The organism is Paenibacillus sp. WC2504 (assembly GCF_052682475.1).
The window spans coordinates 2826966-2848786 of sequence record NZ_JBQZFH010000001.1 but is presented as its reverse complement, the minus strand read 5'-3'; the positions used below and the strand labels follow the sequence as shown (position 1 = coordinate 2848786).

The following is a 21821-nucleotide window of genomic DNA, read 5'->3' as shown; positions in this document are numbered from 1 at the left end:
GTACGAATTGGAAGAAGCAGGAATGCCTTTCCACAAAAAAAGAAAGGGCTTTCCCTCCGTCATATTCATGACTTGTAGGAAAACCCGATGATCTTGTTTATGCCTTCAGAATTGAGATGGCATCCAATAAAAATGTTGCAAAATTGCTGTCGATTTTTTTACCCGATTGAGCTCGAACATGCTGTTCAATAGCGTTCAATGCCGCCTTGACACCCTTGTCATCCAAGTGCTTTTGCAACGCCTCAACCATCATTAACAAGCTGTTATAAATGCCTTGATTCGTAATCCAGCCTTGTTGATAAGCATAACGAACCGCTTCATCCAAATGCATGACATCCATGTGCACCTTAAGCACATAGCTCACGGTCGCTTCATTCCCGGCAGCATCCGTTGCCGTTACTTTTATTGGATGATCACCAATACGGAACGTAAAAGGTTTGTACGTATAGGGATCGTTAACGCTAGCGCCGTCAATGCTGACTGACTTGGCAACGACTCCGCTTATTTCATCACTCACGTTGAAGGTCAAACTGCCGCCATCCGTCCAATAAACATCCATCGTGACCGAAGGTGAAATGACCGGCGCTTTGGTATCGATTTTGACTTCAACCGTTTTGACTGATTCTTGGTTGCCGGCTTGATCGACACTGTAATATCGAATTTGATGCACGCCATCATCCGTAACAGAAACCGCGTTCCCTTCTGTGAAGGCACCGTTATCAAGGCTATACATGGTTGTTTGTACGCCGCTGCCAGCATCGCTAGCCGTTAATGTCACCGTTTGCGCCGTGCGCTGCCATCCTGATTTCGCGTCATCTGTCGTTACAGGAGATGCGCTGTCTTTCTTGAAGGTAATGACATGCGTTTTACCATACGAATTGGCAACCTGAATATCAAGCTTCAAGCTAGGAGACGTTTGCTGCACAGAAATCGTGCTGTCACTGCTTACGAGCTGCAAGCCCGTTTTATTCAGCTCAAGTGAAATCATGCTCTGCGCTTGTGTTGGATCGGATACCGCGATGGAAAGCTCGGACTCCGATTCCTTCACCATCACAGATGCCGGATTACTGGCGGTAATGCCTGCCACGGAACCCGGGTTCCAGAAGTTAGCCGCTGTAATGCCCAGCTGCTTTTCTTTCACCGCATGCACATCGGCTGTATTACTTAAAATCTCAACATCCGGCGATTGGCTGTACGCCGCTGTTGCCGATGCATCTTTGTGTGGCAGCATGACGTAAGCATAGGAAGCATTGTTCGGATTTTGCCCGTGTTCGAAAGCCAAGCTTAAATAATTACGCGTAATCGGCGTATTCGATTGGCCGCTGTTAATCTCTTGCCAACTTCCCGTTCTCGCTTCACGCAAGCCATAGATGGTAGCTGACCCTGGGAAATAATAACCGATATCTGAATTCGCCACATTACCGGCTAAATGAGCCCAGTTCACTTGATTTAGCGTTCCTGACCAGCCGGGCTGATTCGATTGCACTGAACCATTGATCGTTAGCACATTGTCTCCGGCATCATCCAGTTTTCGATTATCGATGATCGTTTCAACCGGCGCGTTCGCCGCTGAGCTTTTCGAGATTCCAGCTCCTAAAGCGACGATTTCATCGTCGAACATGAACCACGATTTTTTGCCTTGCAGCGTACTGCCTGTCACTTTATCCATCGAAAAGTCCATGCCTGCGGCGCCATAGAAGCCGTCGATAGAGGAGCCGCCCACCCAATTTTTCGCGTTCATGTACGAGGTCCACTCGCCCGGAGTCACGCCTTTCCCTGACTGATCCGTCGTAGTGCCTGGCAATCGGAAGGAATCCACAGTCGGCCAGAAGTCATTGCGGTACTGGTTAAGATCCTGATCATACAGGAACGTCATGCCGATTCCCGTGTACCAGCCTTTGAGATTTTCGTTATTTCCTTTTTCAAAAGCAGAAATTCGGTTCGAAAAAAGGCTTAATCCAAAGCCATATCCTTCACGCAAATGAACCACACGATCCATGCCGGCAAATACTTGATTCCGCTCTAATTCTCCTCTGCGCTGAATTGATGAATCGCTCATTAACTCTTTGATCAACGTCAACTCGTAAATCGGCAGCCCATCCACATAATTTGCGTAGGTCGTATCGCTCAAAATCCATTCCTTGGCCATCCGTTTAATCGAAAGTGCAACATCTGCCGGCGCTCCTTCTGCTAAACGAAGCAAAGTGGTAATCGTACTTCTAGCGCTGCCTGTTGCTTGTCTGGAAATACCCCTTCCGTTCACCATATCCATGTAAAGTCCTTTGTAAATAACAGGTTCGAACGTGTCTGTAACCCATTTGTACACATTGTTTACATTAGGATCCGTTACAGGCCATGGGGAGCCATTAAGGACGTACGTCATATCAGCAGCTCGGCTTAGCCATACAGCGCCATATCCTGCTGTATACGCAATATTCGTATGCTGCACTAATGAACCATCTAGGTATACACCGTCTCCATGATTGGCATAAACAAATTCGGGACCAATTGGGTCGCGGCCTTGCGTAATTTTCGCACTGTTATTGCCGATGATGCCTCGCATTGTAACAACAAGCGCCTTGTCCAGCAGATTGGCGCCGGTTTCAACAACATTATTAAGCGTGCGCTTTTTCGGATCAGGGACAAATCGGTCGATCGCTTTCATATGTTTTGTAATTTGAGCAGGTGTCAAATGCTCATACATCAGCACGAGGATATCATTCATAATTTGCGGAGCGCCGATTTCCCAATCCCACCAATTGCCGTACTCCGTTTTGGACTCGTTGTAACGGTTAGCGTTCAGCCAATCCAACGTGTTCAAAATGTCTACTTTAAGCGTTTCATTATGATATAAGCTCGATCCCTTGAGCGTATAGGCGAGCGCCATCGTCCTCAATCTGCTGTACGAAGTCGTGACTTGCGCGGAATCTGTCGTACTGGCAAGATCGTTCCAGACCAGCGTTCGGCCTGCGGATTTGTTCAGTGTATCCCAGAAGCCGGTCGCATCGGCGTTCGTAACACTATCGGCAATTTTGGCCAAGTTAGCTGAAATATCAGGATCAGCGGCATCGTAATTAGGACCGCCTGTCAGCTTGTTGAACCATTTGGCCCGCATCTGCGCATAGGATTGAAAAAGCTCGGCAGATTCAACGTTTACGAGACAATCTGCCTGGATTGTTCCATCTGGTGTCGACACCGTTATCGTCGTGGAGCCTAGCCCTACAGCCGTTACATTTCCGCTGTTATCCACAACTGCCGTATTGGGGTTCGATGAACGCCAAATCACCGATTTGTCCGCCGCATTCGCTGGAACAAACGTTGGCGCTAACGCCACTGACGCCCCCTGAGCCATAGAAAACGCACTTTGATCCAAAGTAATTCCTGTAACTCCGTTATATTCCTCCAAACTCATATCATCAAACCATACCTTCCCTTTGCCTGTTTCTAGGAACGGCTCTATCACCAACTTCGTGACATTTGCCGGAATTGTCATAAAAACTTGCTGCATCGTCCAATCCTTCGTACCGAGCAATTTCGCGGATGCAGGGCCGTCACCTACTTTGCTTGTATTATAGTACTGTGTTCTAAAATAAGCACCAGTCCCCGTGACATTATCGGTTTTCACCCATACTTTCAGTCGATAGGACTTGCCGGGTGTAACCGTCAACACGCTTTGATTGACAGAAACTCTGCTCGTTGCAAAAGCGTCAAACAAAATCGATTTACTCCCTTCATGAAAGGTAGTTGAGTCCAGGGAGACATTCACCGTTTGATTGGGTGCTTTGCCGCTCCCTGTAGGAATCCATAAGCCCCAACCGACCGGTGCAGGACTTGTCACCCCGTTCCAGCTCGCATCCAGCGTTGTTGTTGTTTGTTCGAAGCCGCCGTTGCTCAGCAGGTTGACCGCAGCGGCCTCCGCTTTAGGATAAGCGCTTTCATAAAAGGGCACAAAAGATACTAGAAGACTCGAGACCATACTGACCGATAGTAATTTTGTCATTGTTCCCAAACGATCACCTCATCGACTTTTTTTCATGCGAGAAAACAAGTTCTAGCAAATGCTTCGTACCAGCTTTTCTAGCATAAAAGACGCATCTCTTCCGAAGCAATCTTCAATTCTTGCAATTGGTTATATAAAAAACGCCGATCCAATGATGATAAAAAAAGCCGACATAGCAAAAAAAGCCTATTCGTCACCTAACAGACTGAGATGACGCTATTTGCAATGGAGTCCATAACAACTTCACGTCTCTTTTGCAACTGAGACATTTTTCTTTTTGGAATCTTTCGTGCATCGTGTTAGAATGTAGTTTTACAGCAAACATCAGCTAATTTCAACCAGGAAGGTTACGGTCATCACCTCATGAATTCTTCAAATCTTTTACGTTCGTTTAATTTTTTGTACTTTGCCCTGCTTGCCATGTTCGTATCTTTTCTCCCTGTTTATCTAGATGCTCAAGGACTTCCAGCGACCAAAATCGGTCTGATCATCGGTACAGGAGGAATCATTACGATCTTCTCGCAGCCGCTTTGGGGCATGATTAGTGACAGGACCAGAACCATTAAGAAAGTCATGTTACTTCTATTAGTGTGTTCAAGTCTTGTTGGGTATTTTTTGTATACCTCCAATAGTTTCATTGTACTGCTTCTGTTTACGATGTTTTTGTACTTTTTCCTTATGCCGCTTGATCCGTTAACGGAAAGCTTGAACTTCCAAACAGCGGAAGCGAACGGCGTCAGTTATGGCTCCATACGGACTTTCGGTGCGATTGGCTATGCCGTCATGTCCTTGGCCGTTGGATACGCGATTCAATATTTAGGCTTGAACAGCTTGGGTTACCTTTTCGGAGGGATCGGTGTCATCAGCCTTATTATTTGTCTATCACTTCCAGATGCACCAGTTTCCGGAAAACCAATCACATTAAAAAGCTTACGTAATTTCCTAGGAAATAAAGAGACAATTTGGTTCCTGGTGTTAATCTTTATTGTTGCCGTTCCGCAACGGATTAATGATACATTTTTAGGCGTATATATACGAAAATTAGGCGGCAGTCCTGAACTGGTCGGACAAGCATGGTTTTTAGCGGCAGGAAGTGAAATTCTTGTCTTTGCGCTAAGTTTCTGGTGGCTGCGTAAAGGAAAGGAACTCCAAATCATCGCATTTTCTGCATTCTTTTACTTCATTCGCTTTTTATTGTCCTCATGGATAACAGAACCTCATGTACTTGTTTATTTACAGCTTCTGCAAACCTTCACTTTTCCAATCTTTTATTCCGCGGCGATTCAATATTTATACCGTATTGTACCTGAGGAGTGGAGAGCGACCGGTCAAACAGTTCTTGCTCTGCTGTTCTTCGGTGTATCCGGCATTGTTGCTTCTTATCTGGGCGGGTGGTTTTATGAAAGCTTTGGCGGTCAATCGCTTTATTTATGGATTGCCGGTATGTCCTTTATCGGACTGCTGTTCAGCCTGGTACTTAGCGTAATCTATGGAAAAGCCAAGATGGCAGCCTAAACATTTTCTGTTAAAATGATAGGAATAGAAAGAACGGGGGCAAGCAGCATGGACTACATTATTTTGGATATCGAATTTAACGGTCGCAAATTTGCGAGCGATTTACCTATGGAGGTCATCGAGATTGGGGCTGTGCGCCTTAATGACTCCCTTCAACCGGTCGATGAGTTCTCATCTCTGATCAAGCCGGTTTATTTCTCCAAATTAAACGGGTTTATTAAAAAGAAAACGGGCATTCCGCAAGAAGACATTGATGGCGCCGCCGGCTTTCGCAGTGTCATTGCGGAATTCATCAGCTGGCTGAACCGGAGTGATGCTTTTCTCCTTGTTACATGGGGCGGGGAAGATTTGAAACGCATTGTATTCGATACGAGAATGCACAAATTGGACGATGCGTACTGGATGAATGCCAACTATTTTGACTTGCTGAAAGGGTTTATCCGCTATAAAAATGTAACGAATGACGTCAGCGTCGAGGCTGCCCTGCTTGATTTGCAAATCGAGGCGGAAGGCTCCGCCCACAGAGCACTGGATGATGCGCGGATGACATCGCTCGTGTTCAAAGCAATCTTTCAGGAGCTTGATTTTGAGCGCACACAGCAATATGTAGATGTCTACAGCAATGCTAAGGAACGCCGGCTTCTGAAGACAGCCATCCGTTCCATTATGGCCCAGAAAGTCGTGCCTACCTGGGAGCTCGTTGTAGAACAGTATTTTAAAGATAAAATGGCGCTTACCGATCCAAGGAAAATTACCGAGCTGCAAGCCCTGTTTGAAGCGGAAATGGTAAAAGGGCCGCAGGTTGTGAAAAAGGCGCCTGTGCAGTAATGCACGGGGGCACATTCCTCCCTCACCTTCAACCAAAAAAAGCCAATCCACTCGACATATTTCACATGTCTTGGATTGGCTTTTCATTATAGCTGATCAACGCCTAAGCGGTTTTTGAACGTTAGGGACGGAAGATGATCGCGCTCGCTGCGCTTGGACTCGTTTTGTTGAATCGCCAGCAGTTTACCCGTCAATTCAAGGAACCACATTTCGTCTCTTACCGCGAGGGCGACATCGATCAAGCTTCTCACTTGTTCTTCTATATCCAGGGAACTTGGCGGCAATTTTTTAACATCTTGGTTGCTGACTTCCATGACTTTCCCAATCGTCGATTCACGGTCGGATGCAATCACGTAAATGCGAGTCAAACCTCCAAGCACATCCATGGATTCTACATACCCATGCAACATTTCATCTTGATTCGTAGTGGCTGTAACCCAATCACTGATTTGATAGTTCATCATCCAGCACCGCCTTTAGCGTTATTTTTAATCACTCACTAGCTATACTGTAATTATAAATGTTACAGTATCTTTTGTCAATGTGGCTCATGCTGAATGAACATTATCTATTTTGTAGGTCATTGACAGTCACAAAGGTGTAGCCTTCTTTCGTCAAAGCATCCAGAATGCCTTCTATCGCAAGAAGCTCCGACTTATCGTACATAGGATGCAGCAGAATGATAGAGCCTGGCTTCACATGCTGAATGACTTCGTTAACCTTGTCGGAAGCTGTTTGATAATTCGTGTCCGGCTCCAAATTCCACATGATCGTTTGAATCTGCTGCTTATGTAAATAATAAGGTAAGCCAATCAACTTTTTACCGTTTGGCGGCCGAAAGTCAATTTCACCTTCATAACCCGTCTTGCGGATTAGTTGATTCGTTTTTTCAATTTCTTCGCGGATAAAAGAGGGCTTTTTGAAAACCATTCGTTGATGCGAAAGGTATGATTTCCGATCTGATGCCCCGCCTTCGCGATCAGCTGCCCAGCTTCTCTATTTTTCTCAAGCTCGCTTCCTATTAGAAAAAAAGTAGCCTTTGCTTGATATTTACCCAATAGGGCTAAAATTGAAGCTGTAATAGAACAAAGACAGCAAATAGTCCTATTCCAATTATGACTATTCTTTTTCTCATTTATTCACTCTACCTTCCCTAATTTCAAAAAAACCATTTAAATAAGAAACAAAATTTACAATATTAGCTGTACTATTTATACTTATAAGGTTATTAGATACTCTATTCATTAGCAAGGAGCCTTCCTATGAGTACTTCTACTGTTTTAAATGATGAAGAGTGGTTGAAGCTGCTCGAATATGTCGCTGAAACCTATTCGGATGTGACCCTTTCCAGAGGATTTACCTATTTTAAACAAGGACAAGTTATCTCCCTCAGCATCTCTGACGCTCGTTTGGTGCAAGCCAAAGTCGATGGATCTGAAGCTTATCGTGTATCGCTTAACCTAAATAAGTTGAAAGAAGGCAGCTGCACATGCCCCGTTCATGGCGCTTGCAAACACCAAGCCGCTGTCATGATGGAACTGGCGGACCGGCTCGGATACCCGGCAACCCAGATTATGAATGCAAAAATGCAGCTCAAACGCGCGGCTTCGCAAGCTACCTCGGAATCCGCCATGATGAATTTGCCTACTATGTCTGTTAGCGGCTGGCAGCAGTTTCTGGACCAATACACCGTCTCCATAAAACCTAGCTACGATCAAGGCATTTACGCTCAGCAGTTGCGAAGCCATTTAAGCACCTTAATGAACGTTGCCATTCCTTTTTCTGAACAGGATCAGGGATTTTTCGAGCTGCATCAATCGTTATTCCTTCTTAGGAAAATAAAAGGACAAAACACACAAGGTGGGACGAGCTTCTTTACGTCATCTGCAATCTACAAGATTTACGATGAGATTCTGAGTTGGTTAAAAGAGCAGGCTAACCGACTCGCCTTTTCCGAGTCCAGCGAGCGCCTTGAGGCGACATTCGCTTATCTCAGAACGCAGATGGCTGATCAGAAAGGCCACAGTTATCAAGATTTTGGCGTTTACTGCGCACTTTGGAACGAATGGATGACTTCAGAAATCGCAACGGCTTTATCCTACGCCCCTAAAGAAATTGAAGCTATAAAGACGTCGATCGCAGATGACTCTGCCGCCACGCCCTCGGTTTCAGCTGCGCTAGCTTACTTGCACTTGCTGACGTCACAACCGAATATTGCTTGGGCAGTACTAGCGGAGGGGCTAACCTTTAAAGACACGCCTGCCTACCTTTTCATTACGTTCTTCGACCATCTGCAGGATAACGCCAACTGGAAAGAACTTGTAGACTGGCTAACCAAAACGGCCGTCTTCTTCAACAATCCACGAACCCGTGAACTCGATACATACGCGAATTATTGGCAAAAAGCTGTCGCTCGTTTTCCTGAGGCCGAGGAGCTGATGTGGCAAGCCTTTGAAAGTCTCCTGCCGCGGTCATACACTCTCATTGAAAATGTCCTCTACGAGCAAGGCAAATGGAAGGCTTGGCTAGAAATGCAGATCCTTCAGGGCCATGACCCGCTTTTTCACCGGGTCAGCGTGCTTCAGCCGATCGAAAAAGAAGCGCCACAGCTGCTTTTACCCTATTACCATCAAGCTGTGAACCATTACGTTGGTTTGAAAAACCGTCACGACTATAAGGCTGCTGTCAGGCTTTTGAAAAGACTCGAAAAAGTGTACAAGAAAATGAAGCAACCCGGTCATTGGGAAACATTTTTTGCCGGTTTCGTTGATCGACACAGCAGACTGCGGGCGTTGCAAGAGGAACTGAGGAAAGGAAAGCTGCTCGGATGAACGCAATATTGCACAATTTACAAGTGAGCATGACATTAACAGATAGCGGCGATGCTTTATTCTGGGGATTTCTTGACGACCGCGATGTGCCTGGTGAGAAGCTGCGAAATCTCATGTTCGCTTGGCACGAATCTTCCTATTACGGCACATCTTTGGACCTGCAGCAGGCTGGTGACATCTCGGTTGTCGTGCTCCCTGCGGATATGGTGCTTCCCTACTTCACGGAACCAGGTTTCATGGAAATCCTGCGCTTTGAGGATGGGAATGAAGGCATGAAAGCAATGCGCGAGCTTGCACCGCTTCTTTACCAAGAAGCGCAAGCTGGTCGCTATGTACCCAGCTTGCACGATTTCCGCAAAGGGACGCTGGGTTGGACTTGGGATGCCGAATCCGATGCGCTGAAATCGTTCGATTGGGCAGCCTTTCAAAACCTTGACGCCCTTGGTCAAGGCCTAGCCGGGCTGCGCGCAGCGTTCTCCGCCGTAGTTACCACGGAGCACTATGCAAGTGAAGCCGCGATTTCCGATCTTCGCCGCGACTACCCCCCGTTGTTCCAACGCTCCGCTTCGCCTGTCACTTTGACGGAAGAAGAATGGCTCGCCTCCTTAGGATGGCGGCCTGATACGGCTCCGTTCCGGCCTGCGCTGCAGCTGCTGGAACCTGATGAAGAGGACGACACGTGGCGACTCCGCCTTGTCCTGCAGGACAAGCAGGATCGATCCGTGCTCGCGCCGATTCGTCTTGCTGCGGACGGAACCGCTGCAGGAACTTGGGACACCAACTGGAGTCCCTATGTGCTGGAACGGTCAGCCGGCTGGGCAGCCAGGCTAGCCGAACCTCTGCCCAGCGGGAGCAGCGGCGTAGAGCTCTTATCCAGGCCTCTAAGCGATGAATCGGCCTGGACGTTTTTAACGACAGACAGCCGGCATCTTTTAGACGGCGGTTGGAATGTTATGCTGCCCGGCTGGTGGGAAGCCGCCTCCAAGCGTAAGCCGCGGCTGCGCGCGAAGGTATCCTCCGAAGCTGGAGGCAAAGGGCAGTCGCTCTTCGGGCTGAACGCCTTAGTCGACTTCGACTGGCGGATTGCCATTGGCGAAGCGGATCTAAGCGAAGCGGAATTCGCTGCGCTGCTTTCGCGCAATGAGCGCCTCATCCGCTTCCGCGGCCAGTGGGTCTACCTGGACCCGGCGCTGCTTGAGCAAATTCGCAGACTGATGGCCAGCGTTGACCCGCAAGAAGGTTTGTCTTTGCTGGATATTTTCCAACTCCACCTGCTGAATGAATCAGAGAAAGAGAACGCGCCTAAGGGAAGTTCATCACCTGAGGACGACGCTGAGAACGAAGAACGCATCAAAATGGAAGTTGAGTTAAACGCGCATCTGATGGGCCTTTTGCGTCAACTTGCACAGCCGTCGGAACTGCAGGAGATTCCTGTTCCAGCAGGCTTGCGTGCTGAACTGCGCAGCTATCAACATGAAGGTTTCACATGGTTAACTTACCTAAGAAAGTTCGGGCTTGGCGCTTGTCTTGCCGATGATATGGGGCTTGGGAAGACCATTCAATTCATCACCTATTTGCTGCATCACCAAGCTGAATCCGAGCAGCCTGCTCTGCTGATTTGCCCTACCTCTGTACTCGGCAATTGGCAAAAGGAACTTGTTCGCTTTGCCCCGGATCTCAAGGTGCTGCTTTATTACGGCAAAGGCCGTCTAAGCGGCGAAGCGCTTTCTGAAGCTTTGAAAGGCACCGATATCGTGCTGACCTCATACACGACCGCTCTTATGGAGCAAGAAACGCTGCAGGAGACGGTCTGGAGCTCCCTTTGTCTGGACGAAGCGCAAAATATTAAGAACGCCCAAAACAAGCAGTCCGCCGCCGTGCGTTCACTTCAAGCCAAACATCGCATCGCCCTGACAGGCACACCGATCGAAAATCGGTTATCAGAGTTGTGGTCGATCTATGACTTCCTGAATCCCGGATATTTGGGAAATCAGCGCGGCTTTCAGCATCGTTTCGCGAATCCGATTGAGAAACACCAGGATGAGGAGCGGACGATGCAGCTCCAGAAACTCGTCAAACCTTTTATGCTGCGCCGGAAAAAGAAAGATCCCGCCATCCAGCTCGATTTGCCGGAAAAGCAGGAGATGAAGGTCTACTTGAACTTGACCGCCGAGCAAGGCGCGCTGTATGAGCAAGCTGTCAAAAACCTCATGGAGCGCATGCAAAAGCTGGAAGGCATGGAGCGCAAAGGCGCTATTCTCTCTGCGTTAACACAGCTTAAGCAGCTTTGCGATCACCCGGTTCTGCTGACCAAGGAGGCTCCTATCTCCGAGGAAAGCCTGCTTAACGAAGACAGCCGGGAAAGCTTCATCTTACGTTCAGCTAAGCTCGAACGGCTCGTTGCAATGGTTGGCGAACTGCGGGATGAAGGCGACTCCTGCCTAATCTTCACACAGTATGTCAGCATGGGCAAGCTGTTGGCCGATATTTTGCAGGCACAACGGGACGAACCCGTGTTGTACTTGAACGGCAGCACGCCGAAGCAAGAACGCGACAAGATGATTGACAAGTTCCAAGCTGCCGATGGGCCTGGCATCTTTATTCTGTCGCTCAAAGCAGGCGGTGTCGGTCTCAACTTGACCGCTGCCAACCACGTGTTCCATTTTGACCGGTGGTGGAATCCAGCCGTAGAAAACCAAGCGACAGACCGTGCTTACCGGATGGGTCAGAAACGGAATGTACAAGTGCATAAGTTTATTTCGTTGGGCACGCTTGAGGAAAAAATCGACGAGATACTCGAGAGTAAAATGAGTCTCAGCGAAAATGTGATTTCCACCTCCGAAGCTTGGATTACCGAGCTCTCGAATGAAGAGCTGTATGATTTATTTGCGCTGCGAAAAGATTGGTAAGGCTTACCTACGAGCACGTTTTGTGATAAGATATCGAACGAGAAGAAACAGAAAGGGAGTTTATACCGTGTCTCGTATCATACAAGTTGATGAACGCCCCTCCATAGGCGAAAGCATTCCCCTTAGTTTGCAGCATTTATTTGCGATGTTTGGCTCCACCGTGCTTGTTCCGATTCTATTTCATGTCGATCCAGCTACGATATTGTTGATGAATGGGATCGGCACATTGCTCTATATTTTTATCACAAAAGGCAAAATCCCCGCTTTCCTGGGGTCCAGCTTCGCTTTCCTTTCGCCTGTTTTCGTCGTCCTCGGTCAAAAGGGTTACAGTGCGGCACTAGGCGGATTTCTAGTCGTGGGTCTGATCTTTACGATTATTGCTTTATTGATACGCTTTGTTGGAACGCGCTGGATTGATGTTGTCTTCCCACCTGCGGCGATGGGCGCTATCGTGTCCGTTATCGGGCTGGAGCTAGTGCCCACAGCCGCTTCGATGGCCGGCATAATCGCTCCTGCCGATGCTAAAGAAGCCTGGGTTCCCGATATGACCGTGATTACGGTTTCTATTTTCACCTTTTTAGTAGGCGTGGTTGGTTCCATCGTATTTCGAGGGCTGTTGAAGGTCATCCCTATTCTGGTAGCTATCATCCTGGGGTACGTACTTGCAGCATTACTTGGTTTAGTACATATTCAAGAAACTTTAAGCGCCGCACAATGGCTTCAACTTCCTACTTTCTATTCGCCAACGTTTGATTTAGCAAGTATATTAATCATTGCCCCTGCGGCACTTGTTGTCATTGCAGAGCATATCGGCCATTTAATCGTAACCAGCAATATGGTGGGCAAAGATTTATCCAAAGACCCGGGTCTAAGCAGATCTTTACTTGGAAACGGGATCTCCACGATGCTGTCTTCCTTGGTTGGGTCCACGCCAAATACAACGTACGGTGAAAACATCGGCGTCATGGCGATTAGCCGTGTGTACTCGGTTTGGGTCATTGGCGGAGCTGCGATCCTGGCGATTGTGCTCTCTTTTGTGGGGAAAATCTCAGCCTTGATTCAAACGATTCCCACAGCTGTCATGGGAGGCGTTTCCATGTTGCTGTTCGGCATCATCGCCGCTTCCGGTATTCGGATGCTCGTGGAAACGAAAGTGGATTATTCCAAACCGATCAATCTGATTCTGACAACGTCGGTTCTTGTCATCGGTCTTAGCGGTGCAACGTTGAAGTTGGGGAATTTTGAATTGAAAGGCATGGCGCTGGCCACTATTGTTGCTATTGTGCTTAGCCTGTTTTTCAAACTGCTGGATAAGTTAAAGCTGACGAACGAGTAATTGAGCACTGTGGATTAGACTTAGGACTGTAGGCGATGCCCGAATATTCGTGAAAGGAATATAGGCTATGAAGAACGGAATGAACACGAGCGAACGCACGTTCTGGAAGAAGTACCTCGCCAAGGCAAAGCTGGATCTATCCTACGCGGCCTATACCAAAGTCCAAAAGTCTTGGACAGATGAGAATCCCGCCTGTCCGTTTAACCGACTTTATTTTATCTGCGAAGGTGAAGGCTATGTCAGGATCGGGGATCAGACTTACTTCCCGAAACCCGGGGAGCTGTATTTGTTGCCAGCTGGAAGCGACCAGGCTTATGGCACGATAAGCGACAATACTTTCGGCAAGTATTGGTGCCATTTTTCCGCCAAAATCGGAGATTTGGATTTGTTTCAAATTTTGCAAACCTCGCCTTGCTTGAAAGTTCAGAATCCGGAAGAGCTCGTGAAAGCTTTCGAACAATTGATTGCTTACAGCCAGAGCGATAGCATCACCTCAGAGTTCCGAGCTTACTCCATTCTGATGACGTTTATTGCCGATTTTATTGAGCAAAATCAATCCATCAAGCTGAACCTGACCTCCACGCCGACTTTTGAAAAAATGAATAAAGTCTTGCTGTACATGGAACAGCATATTGCCGAAAATGTGTCCGTGGATACACTTTCACGCATAGCTCATTACCATCCTAATTATTTTATCAATGCTTTCAAGCAATTCACGGGCTACTCGCCTATCCAATACATGAATCATCTGCGTTCCGAAAAAGCCAAAGATTTGCTTATGACGACGGAATTGAACGTTTCGCAAATCGCTGATGCGTTAGGGATGGAATTATCGTATTTTTCCCGTATGTTCCGAGAGCAGACCGGATTTAAGCCTACGGCTTTCCGTGATTTGAGACTAAAAACCATGGAAAATAGCCCATAACTAAAAGACGAGGCCGCCTCCAAACCATGAAACATGGCTGAGAGACGGCCTCTTTTGTATATCAGCGTGCCTATGCAATTTCTTGCAGCTTACGGATAGAAGGCATTTGCCTTTGTCGTCGTGGAGCACCAGCGGTTGTTCAACAGGAAACGGATCAGCGAGTTTTTCGCCCGATCTGTGCCGATGTAATTCAACGTTTCTGCGGCATGCGCACGAACGTATCGGTTCTCGTCATCCAACGCGATTTCCAATTGCGGAACGGCCGATTCTGCGGAAGCGCCCAAGCGGGATAACGATAGACTGGACATGAAGCGCACTTGTGCGTTCTGATCTTGAAGACCGCGAGTTAAGCTGGCAACGACGTCCTCAACAGGCGAGTTCTTGAAACCAAGTGCATCCACAACAGCGCTGCGTATTTTATCCTCCGGGTGATCAAGCAGCTCGGTAAGAGCTGGAACCGCTTTGGCTGCTAGCCCGCTCAATTCTCCCAGAGCAAAAACCGCATGCGTTACTGTATTTACATTCTCATGGTTCAGCGCAGCAATCAACCCGTCAACCGCCTCGCTTCCAGCAACAGCCAATCCATACGCGGAGATTCGCGATACATGAACATCATCGCTGCGGAGTCCGTCCAGCAGAGCATTCACGCCAGCCTGGCCTCTACGTGCAAGATCATAAGAGGCATTGATGGCGATCGTTTCCTCACCGCTCAATTTCCCCGCCAGTTCCTGAACTTCCTGCGGATCGGATGAAGCCGTTCCCGCCAAGGAGCAGAGTTCACCGGATAACCAGTTCCACGTCTCTTCCCACATCAAATCGTGAGCAGCAAGCGGTGCAAGCAAGTTCGCCGGTTTCTTCCATTCGCGTTCTTGATTATTCCAGCTTGGCTGTTTAGGCAGTTCAGTACGCATGAACTCAAACTTCAGCATATAACGCGGTTTTCCAAGAATGTTCGGAGTGGAACGATGCCAGATATCATAATGGATCAACGCGAAAGTGCCTGCCTCGCCGCTTGCCAAAACTTCAGCCGGATGCTCATTCGCTTCAAAAGCCCGCTTCTGGTGATTTTGCGTGCCTGGCATAATGCCTGTCGGCCCCAAATCTACCGGTGTATCTTGCGGGAAATACATAATCATTGCCCAGTTCGGGTGATGATTACGCACGCGGTCATAGCCCCAATAGCTGTCTTTATGCCAGCCGCCTGCAGTAGGCAGGGCATTGAAATGCCCATGTCTGTGTGCATGCATCATATAATTTGGACCTAACACGCTTGTTAGTGCTCCAGTAACAACGGGATGGTCAAATACTTTTTGCAGCTCTCGGATACGCGGCAGCAAGTTATTTCCAGGATTCCCCTCTTCTGCATACACCGTATTTAATTGCTCAAGCAGATTGTCATGAAACGCATGGGAAAAATCCGTTTTAAGAATTAGACACCCATTCGTAATAAATTCTCTCATTTGCTCATCCGTCAATAGTAAAGGTTGTTTCTCCTGCATTGTTCCTGCCTCCTTGGCGTGTTTTGAATGCTGTAACCTTACCCTTATTATAGAAAAGTCAAATGAGATACTTAATAGACATTCTTAATCAGAGCTAGCACAAAACTAAGATAACCTCCTAAAACACCTCCAGATCGAATTCATCCAGCGAGGCAACTCTCAGATCATGTGCGATAAACTCCAAGTTCCGCGTAACCTCATTCGGCACGATCACGCATCGGATACCAGCTGCCTTGGCAGCCTTCAACCCATTAGGTGAATCTTCAAAAACGAGAGCCTCCCCGGCTGCTACGCCAAGCTTGTCCAGTGTTAATGTATAAAGCTCTGGATCAGGCTTCACCCTCTTGACATCATCAGCTGTATGAATCACATCAAAATATGAGAATATACCTTGTTGCTTCAAGTATTTGTGAACCCAATCACGTGTTGAACTGGATGCTAACCCAATTCGTAGACCTCTCGATTTGGCTGCTTTCAGTACATTAAGCACACCGGGAAGCAGCTGAGCTTCTCCTAAATAAACGGCATACTTTTCGTGAGACAACTGTTTGATATATCCATGATCCAAGGGTTTTTGGATGGAGCTTTCCAGATAAACATAAGGATTAAACTCATCAAAAGAAGTGCCTACATTTTTACACCAAAGCTCAAGTGAAAGTTCGATTCCGTGTTCCTGATATATGTCTTTAAAAGCGTAGTACCAAGGAGTTTCTGTATCCATAATCAATCCGTCAAAATCAAAGATAATGGCTTTAAGGCCAAATCGGCTCTGAGGTTTGGTCTCAGTAACCATTAAGTTCATAAAGTGCGTAGTGCTCCCTGTTCCTTGTGGGGATTGAGCGACAAGCCCAGCCTTACATTCACTTGGAGTACGCATCCCGAAATAACGAACTAACGTCCATTCTTCACCATCCTGTGAGTAAAAAAAGGATACGCAATCGTCGACTTTACGGATTCTCAGATACGGGTTAGCCACATGAACGATTTCTGAATTACAGTCATCGGAGACACCATCTTTTGTCACGACAGAAACAATCGTTGGCACTTTACCGTTATATTCAAAACACAATTTACACCAATTGTTTTCGTCTACTAGAAGCATTAAGCATCCCGAATCATATTTATTTTTCATTTCAACGGTAAGCTGCGTTGTCATTTCAAAAGATTGCTGCACAAACGTGTACAAAAAAGGAGCCGACGCACAAATATGCTTTCCAGCAGGATCGCAAAAATAATCGGCGCCTGGAGGAGCAGTAACGATCATTCCCCCGTCTTCTGTAAATCTCCACTGTTCTGGCTTATTCATCCAGGAAAGTTCCAGCTGGTTTTCAACATGCAATAGATTGGTCATATTTACCTCCCAAAGTACCTTTATGAGTATTTATTCTCTTTGATAGGCCCAAAACCTTTCTACTATTGAAAACCACACCAATCTTGCTCTAAAATGAAGGCACAATGTCATCACAATCGGTAATCTTTTCAATAAATCTATCTGATCTTGCTAAACAAGCATTATTACTCTGACAACTAGAAAGCGAGGCTGCGCATGACTTACCCCCAAGATTTAAGGGAGAAAACACCTCTCTGGGACAGCAACTATCCGATTCGGTTTTACCGTAATCGATCTAGGATGGCCAAAAAAGACGACAATATTTTATATCTCCATTGGCATGAGCACTTCGAGATTATTGATATGCAAGCTGGTAAAGCACAGTTTCATATCGATAGCCGCCCTTACGAGGCGAGCGCCGGGGACCTGCTATTCGTCCCTGCCGGGGCGCTGCATGTCGGCTATAATGCATACGACGAAGACGTGGAATTCGTAGCCGTTGTCTTCAACGCCTCCCTCCTTCGCATGCTGCACCCCGATCCTGTCTATGAGCGTTACATGCTGCCTTTCTTGGACGGACGCGCGCAACTACCCGTTAAGATTAGCGCAAGCGACGAACAAGGAGCCCCATTTCGGCGGCTCATTCGTGAATCTACCCATGAGTTTGAGCACCCGGCCGCTGCCTACGAGCTGATCATCAAACATAACTTTCATCTTCTGTTCGCCTTGCTCTCCAGACAATTTCTGCCTGACAAGTTCGTGGATAAACCCGCTCCCCTGAGGCATTCTGAATCATTTAAGCCGTTAATTCAGCACATTGAGGCTCATCTTGCGGATCCGCTCTCCGTTGATCAGGCGGCGAAGATGGTCAACCTCAATCCGTACCATTTTTGCAAAACGTTTAAAAAGCTGACCGGACGAACTTTTGTCGATTTTGTCAACTGGCTGCGGATTAACGAAGCAGACCGTTTGCTGCGTGAAACGGAATGGACTGTAACCGAGATTGCCGAAAACATCGGCTGCGGGAACGCGAACTATTTTACAAAACTTTATAAAAAATATAAGAGTTATCCGCCTTCTGAAGTTCGGAGGAGATTGTTGATTACCTGACTAGCCTGCCAATATTTGTAGAAAGGAGGTGAATGTGAGGAAAATGCTCGCCGCACTTTACATTTAGAGCAAGCAGGCGAGCGCATCTGGCGTGAAATCTGTGCCATTGAGGAAGGTAAACGAACGTAGGCAGAAATTCTGGGGCATCAGGAATTTAGCATTAAACGGATCGGTTCCCAGCCTGTAAGTTAAAGTACCGCGGGCATCACGTACGCGTAGACAGCAACGAAATGGCAGCTGCTGCCCGCAACAACGAACACATGCCAGACCAGATGATGGTAGCGCAATTTCCGCCATAGAAAAAATAATAATCCGATACTGTACAGAATAACGCCTGTGACGATCCAAGTAATAGCTATTAGAGGAAGCCTTTCCTGCAGCGGTGAAATCAACGAGGCCATGAACCCGGCCAGCAGCAAGTAGAGGAACAGACCCCAAGGGATAAATCGCCGAATGATGAACTTGATGTAGCGCACGCCCCCCAAAGCAAGCACCCAGACCAACATCAGCATAGAGTAGCCTAATGGGCCCTGAAGAGTAATCATCAAGAATGGCGTGTAGGAACCCGCAATGGCGATGAAAATAGCCGCATGATCCAGCATTTCGAAACGCTCCCCCCACTTGCGCGAACGTGAGCAATGCAGGAGTGTGGAGGACAGATATACCATGCAAAAAGATAAGCCGTAAATCGTATTGCTAACTGTATAAGCAAAATCTTCGAACAGGGCGGCTCGCTGAAGGAGCAGCACAAGACCGAAGGCGCTTAGCGCGGCGCCGATTCCGTGACTTAAAGCGTTTAGGCGTTCCTCTTTTAAACGAAAGCTGTCATCCATGCGAAGGGGTCACTCCTTTCTGATTATTTCCTAGTTTTACCCTTCGTCGGGACTAGTATGTAATCAGATCGTAGTGACCCCTTTTTCCTTACGGGCTGCATGCTGCCAGCATTTACTCACCGCCCGTCTTGGGCTGCTTTTTTGTCAAATAAAAGGCAAGCTCCTTTCGATGCTTATACGCAATCAGCACAGCATTCCCCAGCCACACCCACATGATGGCTTCCACATAACCGCCTATATACAAATACACACCTAGAAGCAGCATGCCTATTACCACTTGTAAGCCATCCGCCGAGGAGGAAGTGGGCCTTCCTCTTGTCGCCAGCTTCGTTACTGCTACGCTTACAGCCAATATAACCGCTAGTGCAAGGGAAGCCTCAAACTTCGTCAGCGCGCTCCAAACACCGAAAGTAACGGCAATCGCTTTGCCTCCTTTCCCTTTCAGAAATGGCGAAAAGGCATGCCCTACAATCGGTGCCAGCGCGACAGGAATCAATGCATAACCTTGAACACGCGTAGTGTCCAAACTAAATCCTAAGATCCAAACCAGCACCAGGTACCCTTTTAAAAAATCGAGAATAATGCCCGCAAGCCCGATCCGATACCCCGCTGCTCTCCACAAGTTCAATGCCCCTGGGTTTCCATCTCCAATGTGATCTAGATGGTGTCTGGCCAGGAGTCCAAGCCAATAAGAAAACATCAGAGCGCCTGATAAAAAAGCGCAAGCCGTCCATACGATGGTCATAGCTCCCGCCTGCTTCCTACTTTGACATTCCTTCCTTTCCATGCTACATGGCCCAGAAACACCACTTGATAAACGGAATACAGCATGACAACAACCATAAATATCGTGGAAAAGATATGCAAAATGGGCATGATGACACCAAACTTCCCCACATACCTGACAAAATAAAACAGCTGCATCATGTAGATCAAATAGCCCATAAATAAAGGAAGCCACCAGGACGTATTCAAAAATAAAAAGAACGTTTCCGAGGCAACGAGACCGAGTACCCACAGGGCAATAAGCGCGATCGTTCCGCCTTTCAGTTTGGATGTTCCGAGGGCGGCCCCTTTACCAAAGCCTTGAATGCGACTTTTCATCCCCTGCGCATACATACGGAAGGAAACAAGACCGTAACCAATGAAATTCGTCACTCGGATACCGGCTTTGCGAAAGGCAGCTCCGAGGTTCAGGTCGTCCAGCATCTCCGCTTTGACGCTTTCGTGACCTTTAATCGCTTCGTAATCTGCTCTTGTTGTTAAAATACAGGAACCGTAAAGCCCCTTATTAGGACTGTCTTTCTCTATTGGTGATGTGAAAGCGAACACCCCTAAGAAGTTAAAAATGAGAGCTAACCTTTCACCGAAACTCACCGTGTAGTGAAATGGCACAACCGAGATGACGCCTCCGGCTTGCTGTCTAGCCATGATTAATATTTCCAGTGCGCGTGGCACCAATCGAATGTCGGCGTCAAGAAAGGCGATCATATCCCCGGTGGCCTGTAAATAACCGTTCCATACGGCCCAATTTTTCCCCGTCCACCCCTCCGGAAGGCTGGGATTGGAGATAACGGTAACTCCGTAGCTCTCCGCAATCTCCCTGGTGTCATCCTCCGAGAAATCATCTACGACGATAATTTCGAAGGGTTCCAGGGTTTGTATTTTGAGCGCGTGAAGCAGATGAGGTAAATTGCACGCTTCATTTCTGGCTGGAATGATGACGGACAGCTTCACTTTATCTGCCCCTGGGACATAACCTGGCCGAAGCACATTTTTTCTGAACAGTATAAAACCGCAGAGACACCCGACTACGCAAATAACCGCAATCAACATCCTAGAAACCCCCTCAATCCTATTCCCCGCAGCCGCTTGCTAAATAACTCCCTGGCCCTTCACTGGCGTTCGAGCTTGTATTGATGTATATGAACTTTGGCGCGATTTTAAGCCAGTGCAAAAGGCATTGGAAACAAACATGGATGTATTCATTAGTCAAGTCGTCCAACCATCTCCGGGGCTTCATCCATAGATTGGTGTATAGGAGGTGGTTTCTTTGCCATGCCATAAAAGACGTGTTAGAAAATCATGCAAAATTTGCAGAACAAAAAAATTCATCTGTAGAAAGAGGAAAGCATCTCCACTTCGAAAACGACTCGTAACGGATGAAATCTGCGGCAGTATTTCACAAGAAAGCAATGGCGAAAGTGTGCAATACTGGCGGACGGCCAATACGGGGCGCAATCTTCCCTTTGGAACGATTACGGTACGGAACCAGAGTCCGCATTGTACGTTGACGGTTAAAGCTGATACAACAGGGGATGGGATTTCCGATATCACCTTGTTTACACTAACGGAACTTAATCAAACGAAATCCATTACATTGGGAGCTGTCGCAAGCCTAGAAATAAGCTCCTCAAGTTCTGCAGAGATTAAAAGCGTAGGCCAGTACTCCATCACCGCACATTATTTTTTCACGATAAAAAAACGTAAGCATCCTAAGAAAAAAATAACTGTCGTTAAGCTGCGACCGCAAATCCTAAGTGACATCCCTCGCAAAGACGAGATCTGCCTAGTAAAAGAAGAGATGGAGCAAATCACTTGCAAATCATAGAGTTGGTAGGTTTTTGAACATATTTCTAAATATAGACGAGCTGCTATGTTAGTATCTATACCAACTACAATCAGGACGCATTAATAGTAAGGTA

Annotated in this window: 15 protein-coding genes and 1 pseudogene; 8 read left to right on the top strand and 8 right to left on the bottom strand. The window is 47.3% G+C overall.

Annotation, left to right across the window (positions count from 1 at the left end; translation table 11 throughout):
• Positions 1–97: 97 nt before the first annotated feature.
• Positions 98–4000 (bottom strand): polysaccharide lyase family 8 super-sandwich domain-containing protein, encoded by a 3903-nt coding sequence (locus tag ACUN27_RS12370; RefSeq protein WP_445560625.1) that lies wholly within the window; start codon positions 3998–4000, stop codon positions 98–100.
• A 363-nt stretch (positions 4001–4363) separates the two neighbouring features.
• Between ACUN27_RS12370 and ACUN27_RS12365 the strand changes: the two genes are divergently transcribed.
• The gene (locus tag ACUN27_RS12365; RefSeq protein WP_445558990.1) at positions 4364–5515 is read left to right on the top strand and encodes an MFS transporter; all 1152 of its coding nucleotides are present in this window, start codon (positions 4364–4366) and stop codon (positions 5513–5515) included.
• Positions 5516–5563: 48 nt separating this feature from the next.
• Entirely contained in the window at positions 5564–6343 is a 780-nt protein-coding gene (locus tag ACUN27_RS12360; RefSeq protein ID WP_315952507.1) for a 3'-5' exonuclease, read from the top strand.
• 86 nt (positions 6344–6429) lie between these two features.
• On the opposite strand, the gene ACUN27_RS12355 is transcribed toward ACUN27_RS12360, so the two are convergent.
• Entirely contained in the window at positions 6430–6807 is a 378-nt protein-coding gene (locus tag ACUN27_RS12355) for an IDEAL domain-containing protein (RefSeq protein ID WP_315952509.1), read from the bottom strand.
• Between the two features lie 100 nt (positions 6808–6907).
• Positions 6908–7413: pseudogene (locus tag ACUN27_RS12350) on the bottom strand (polysaccharide deacetylase family protein); the annotation flags it as partial.
• A gap of 192 nt (positions 7414–7605) precedes the next feature.
• Between ACUN27_RS12350 and ACUN27_RS12345 the strand changes: the two are divergent.
• The 4 genes from ACUN27_RS12345 (at position 7606) to ACUN27_RS12330 (ending at position 14344) form a co-directional block, all read left to right on the top strand.
• Entirely contained in the window at positions 7606–9174 is a 1569-nt protein-coding gene (locus ACUN27_RS12345; RefSeq protein ID WP_445558989.1) for an SWIM zinc finger family protein, read from the top strand.
• Positions 9171–12083, top strand: coding sequence for a DEAD/DEAH box helicase (locus tag ACUN27_RS12340; RefSeq protein WP_445558988.1), 2913 nt, complete (start codon positions 9171–9173; stop codon positions 12081–12083). Before ACUN27_RS12345 ends, ACUN27_RS12340 begins: the two co-directional genes overlap by 4 nt.
• A 67-nt stretch (positions 12084–12150) precedes the next feature.
• On the top strand, positions 12151–13419 hold the full coding sequence (uraA, locus tag ACUN27_RS12335; protein ID WP_315952513.1) for a uracil permease: 1269 nt from the start codon (positions 12151–12153) through the stop codon (positions 13417–13419).
• A gap of 67 nt (positions 13420–13486) precedes the next feature.
• Positions 13487–14344: an AraC family transcriptional regulator gene (locus ACUN27_RS12330; RefSeq protein WP_315952515.1), complete on the top strand. Its 858-nt coding sequence runs from the start codon at positions 13487–13489 to the stop codon at positions 14342–14344.
• Positions 14345–14433: 89 nt separating this feature from the next.
• On the opposite strand, the gene ACUN27_RS12325 is transcribed toward ACUN27_RS12330, so the two are convergent.
• Entirely contained in the window at positions 14434–15843 is a 1410-nt protein-coding gene (locus tag ACUN27_RS12325; protein WP_445558987.1) for a HEAT repeat domain-containing protein, read from the bottom strand.
• Positions 15844–15961: 118 nt separating this feature from the next.
• Entirely contained in the window at positions 15962–17194 is a 1233-nt protein-coding gene (locus ACUN27_RS12320; protein ID WP_445558986.1) for an HAD-IA family hydrolase, read from the bottom strand.
• Positions 17195–17389: 195 nt separating this feature from the next.
• On the opposite strand from ACUN27_RS12320, the gene ACUN27_RS12315 reads away from it, so the two are divergent.
• Positions 17390–18283: a helix-turn-helix transcriptional regulator gene (locus ACUN27_RS12315; protein ID WP_326060887.1), complete on the top strand. Its 894-nt coding sequence runs from the start codon at positions 17390–17392 to the stop codon at positions 18281–18283.
• A 188-nt stretch (positions 18284–18471) separates the two neighbouring features.
• Here ACUN27_RS12315 and trhA read toward each other — a convergent pair whose 3' ends face one another.
• From trhA to ACUN27_RS12300, 3 genes are all read right to left on the bottom strand, one after another.
• Positions 18472–19116: a PAQR family membrane homeostasis protein TrhA gene (gene trhA, locus ACUN27_RS12310; protein WP_315952522.1), complete on the bottom strand. Its 645-nt coding sequence runs from the start codon at positions 19114–19116 to the stop codon at positions 18472–18474.
• 112 nt (positions 19117–19228) lie between these two features.
• The gene (locus ACUN27_RS12305; protein ID WP_326060888.1) at positions 19229–19861 is read right to left on the bottom strand and encodes a glycerol-3-phosphate acyltransferase; all 633 of its coding nucleotides are present in this window, start codon (positions 19859–19861) and stop codon (positions 19229–19231) included.
• A complete protein-coding gene (locus ACUN27_RS12300; protein ID WP_445558985.1) occupies positions 19858–20952 on the bottom strand; it encodes a glycosyltransferase in 1095 nt (364 codons plus the stop codon). Before ACUN27_RS12300 ends, ACUN27_RS12305 begins: the two co-directional genes overlap by 4 nt.
• 208 nt (positions 20953–21160) lie before the next feature.
• Here ACUN27_RS12300 and ACUN27_RS12295 point away from each other — a divergent pair, with 208 nt between their 5' ends.
• Positions 21161–21727, top strand: coding sequence for an S-Ena type endospore appendage (locus tag ACUN27_RS12295; RefSeq protein WP_445558984.1), 567 nt, complete (start codon positions 21161–21163; stop codon positions 21725–21727).
• Positions 21728–21821 lie beyond the last annotated feature (94 nt).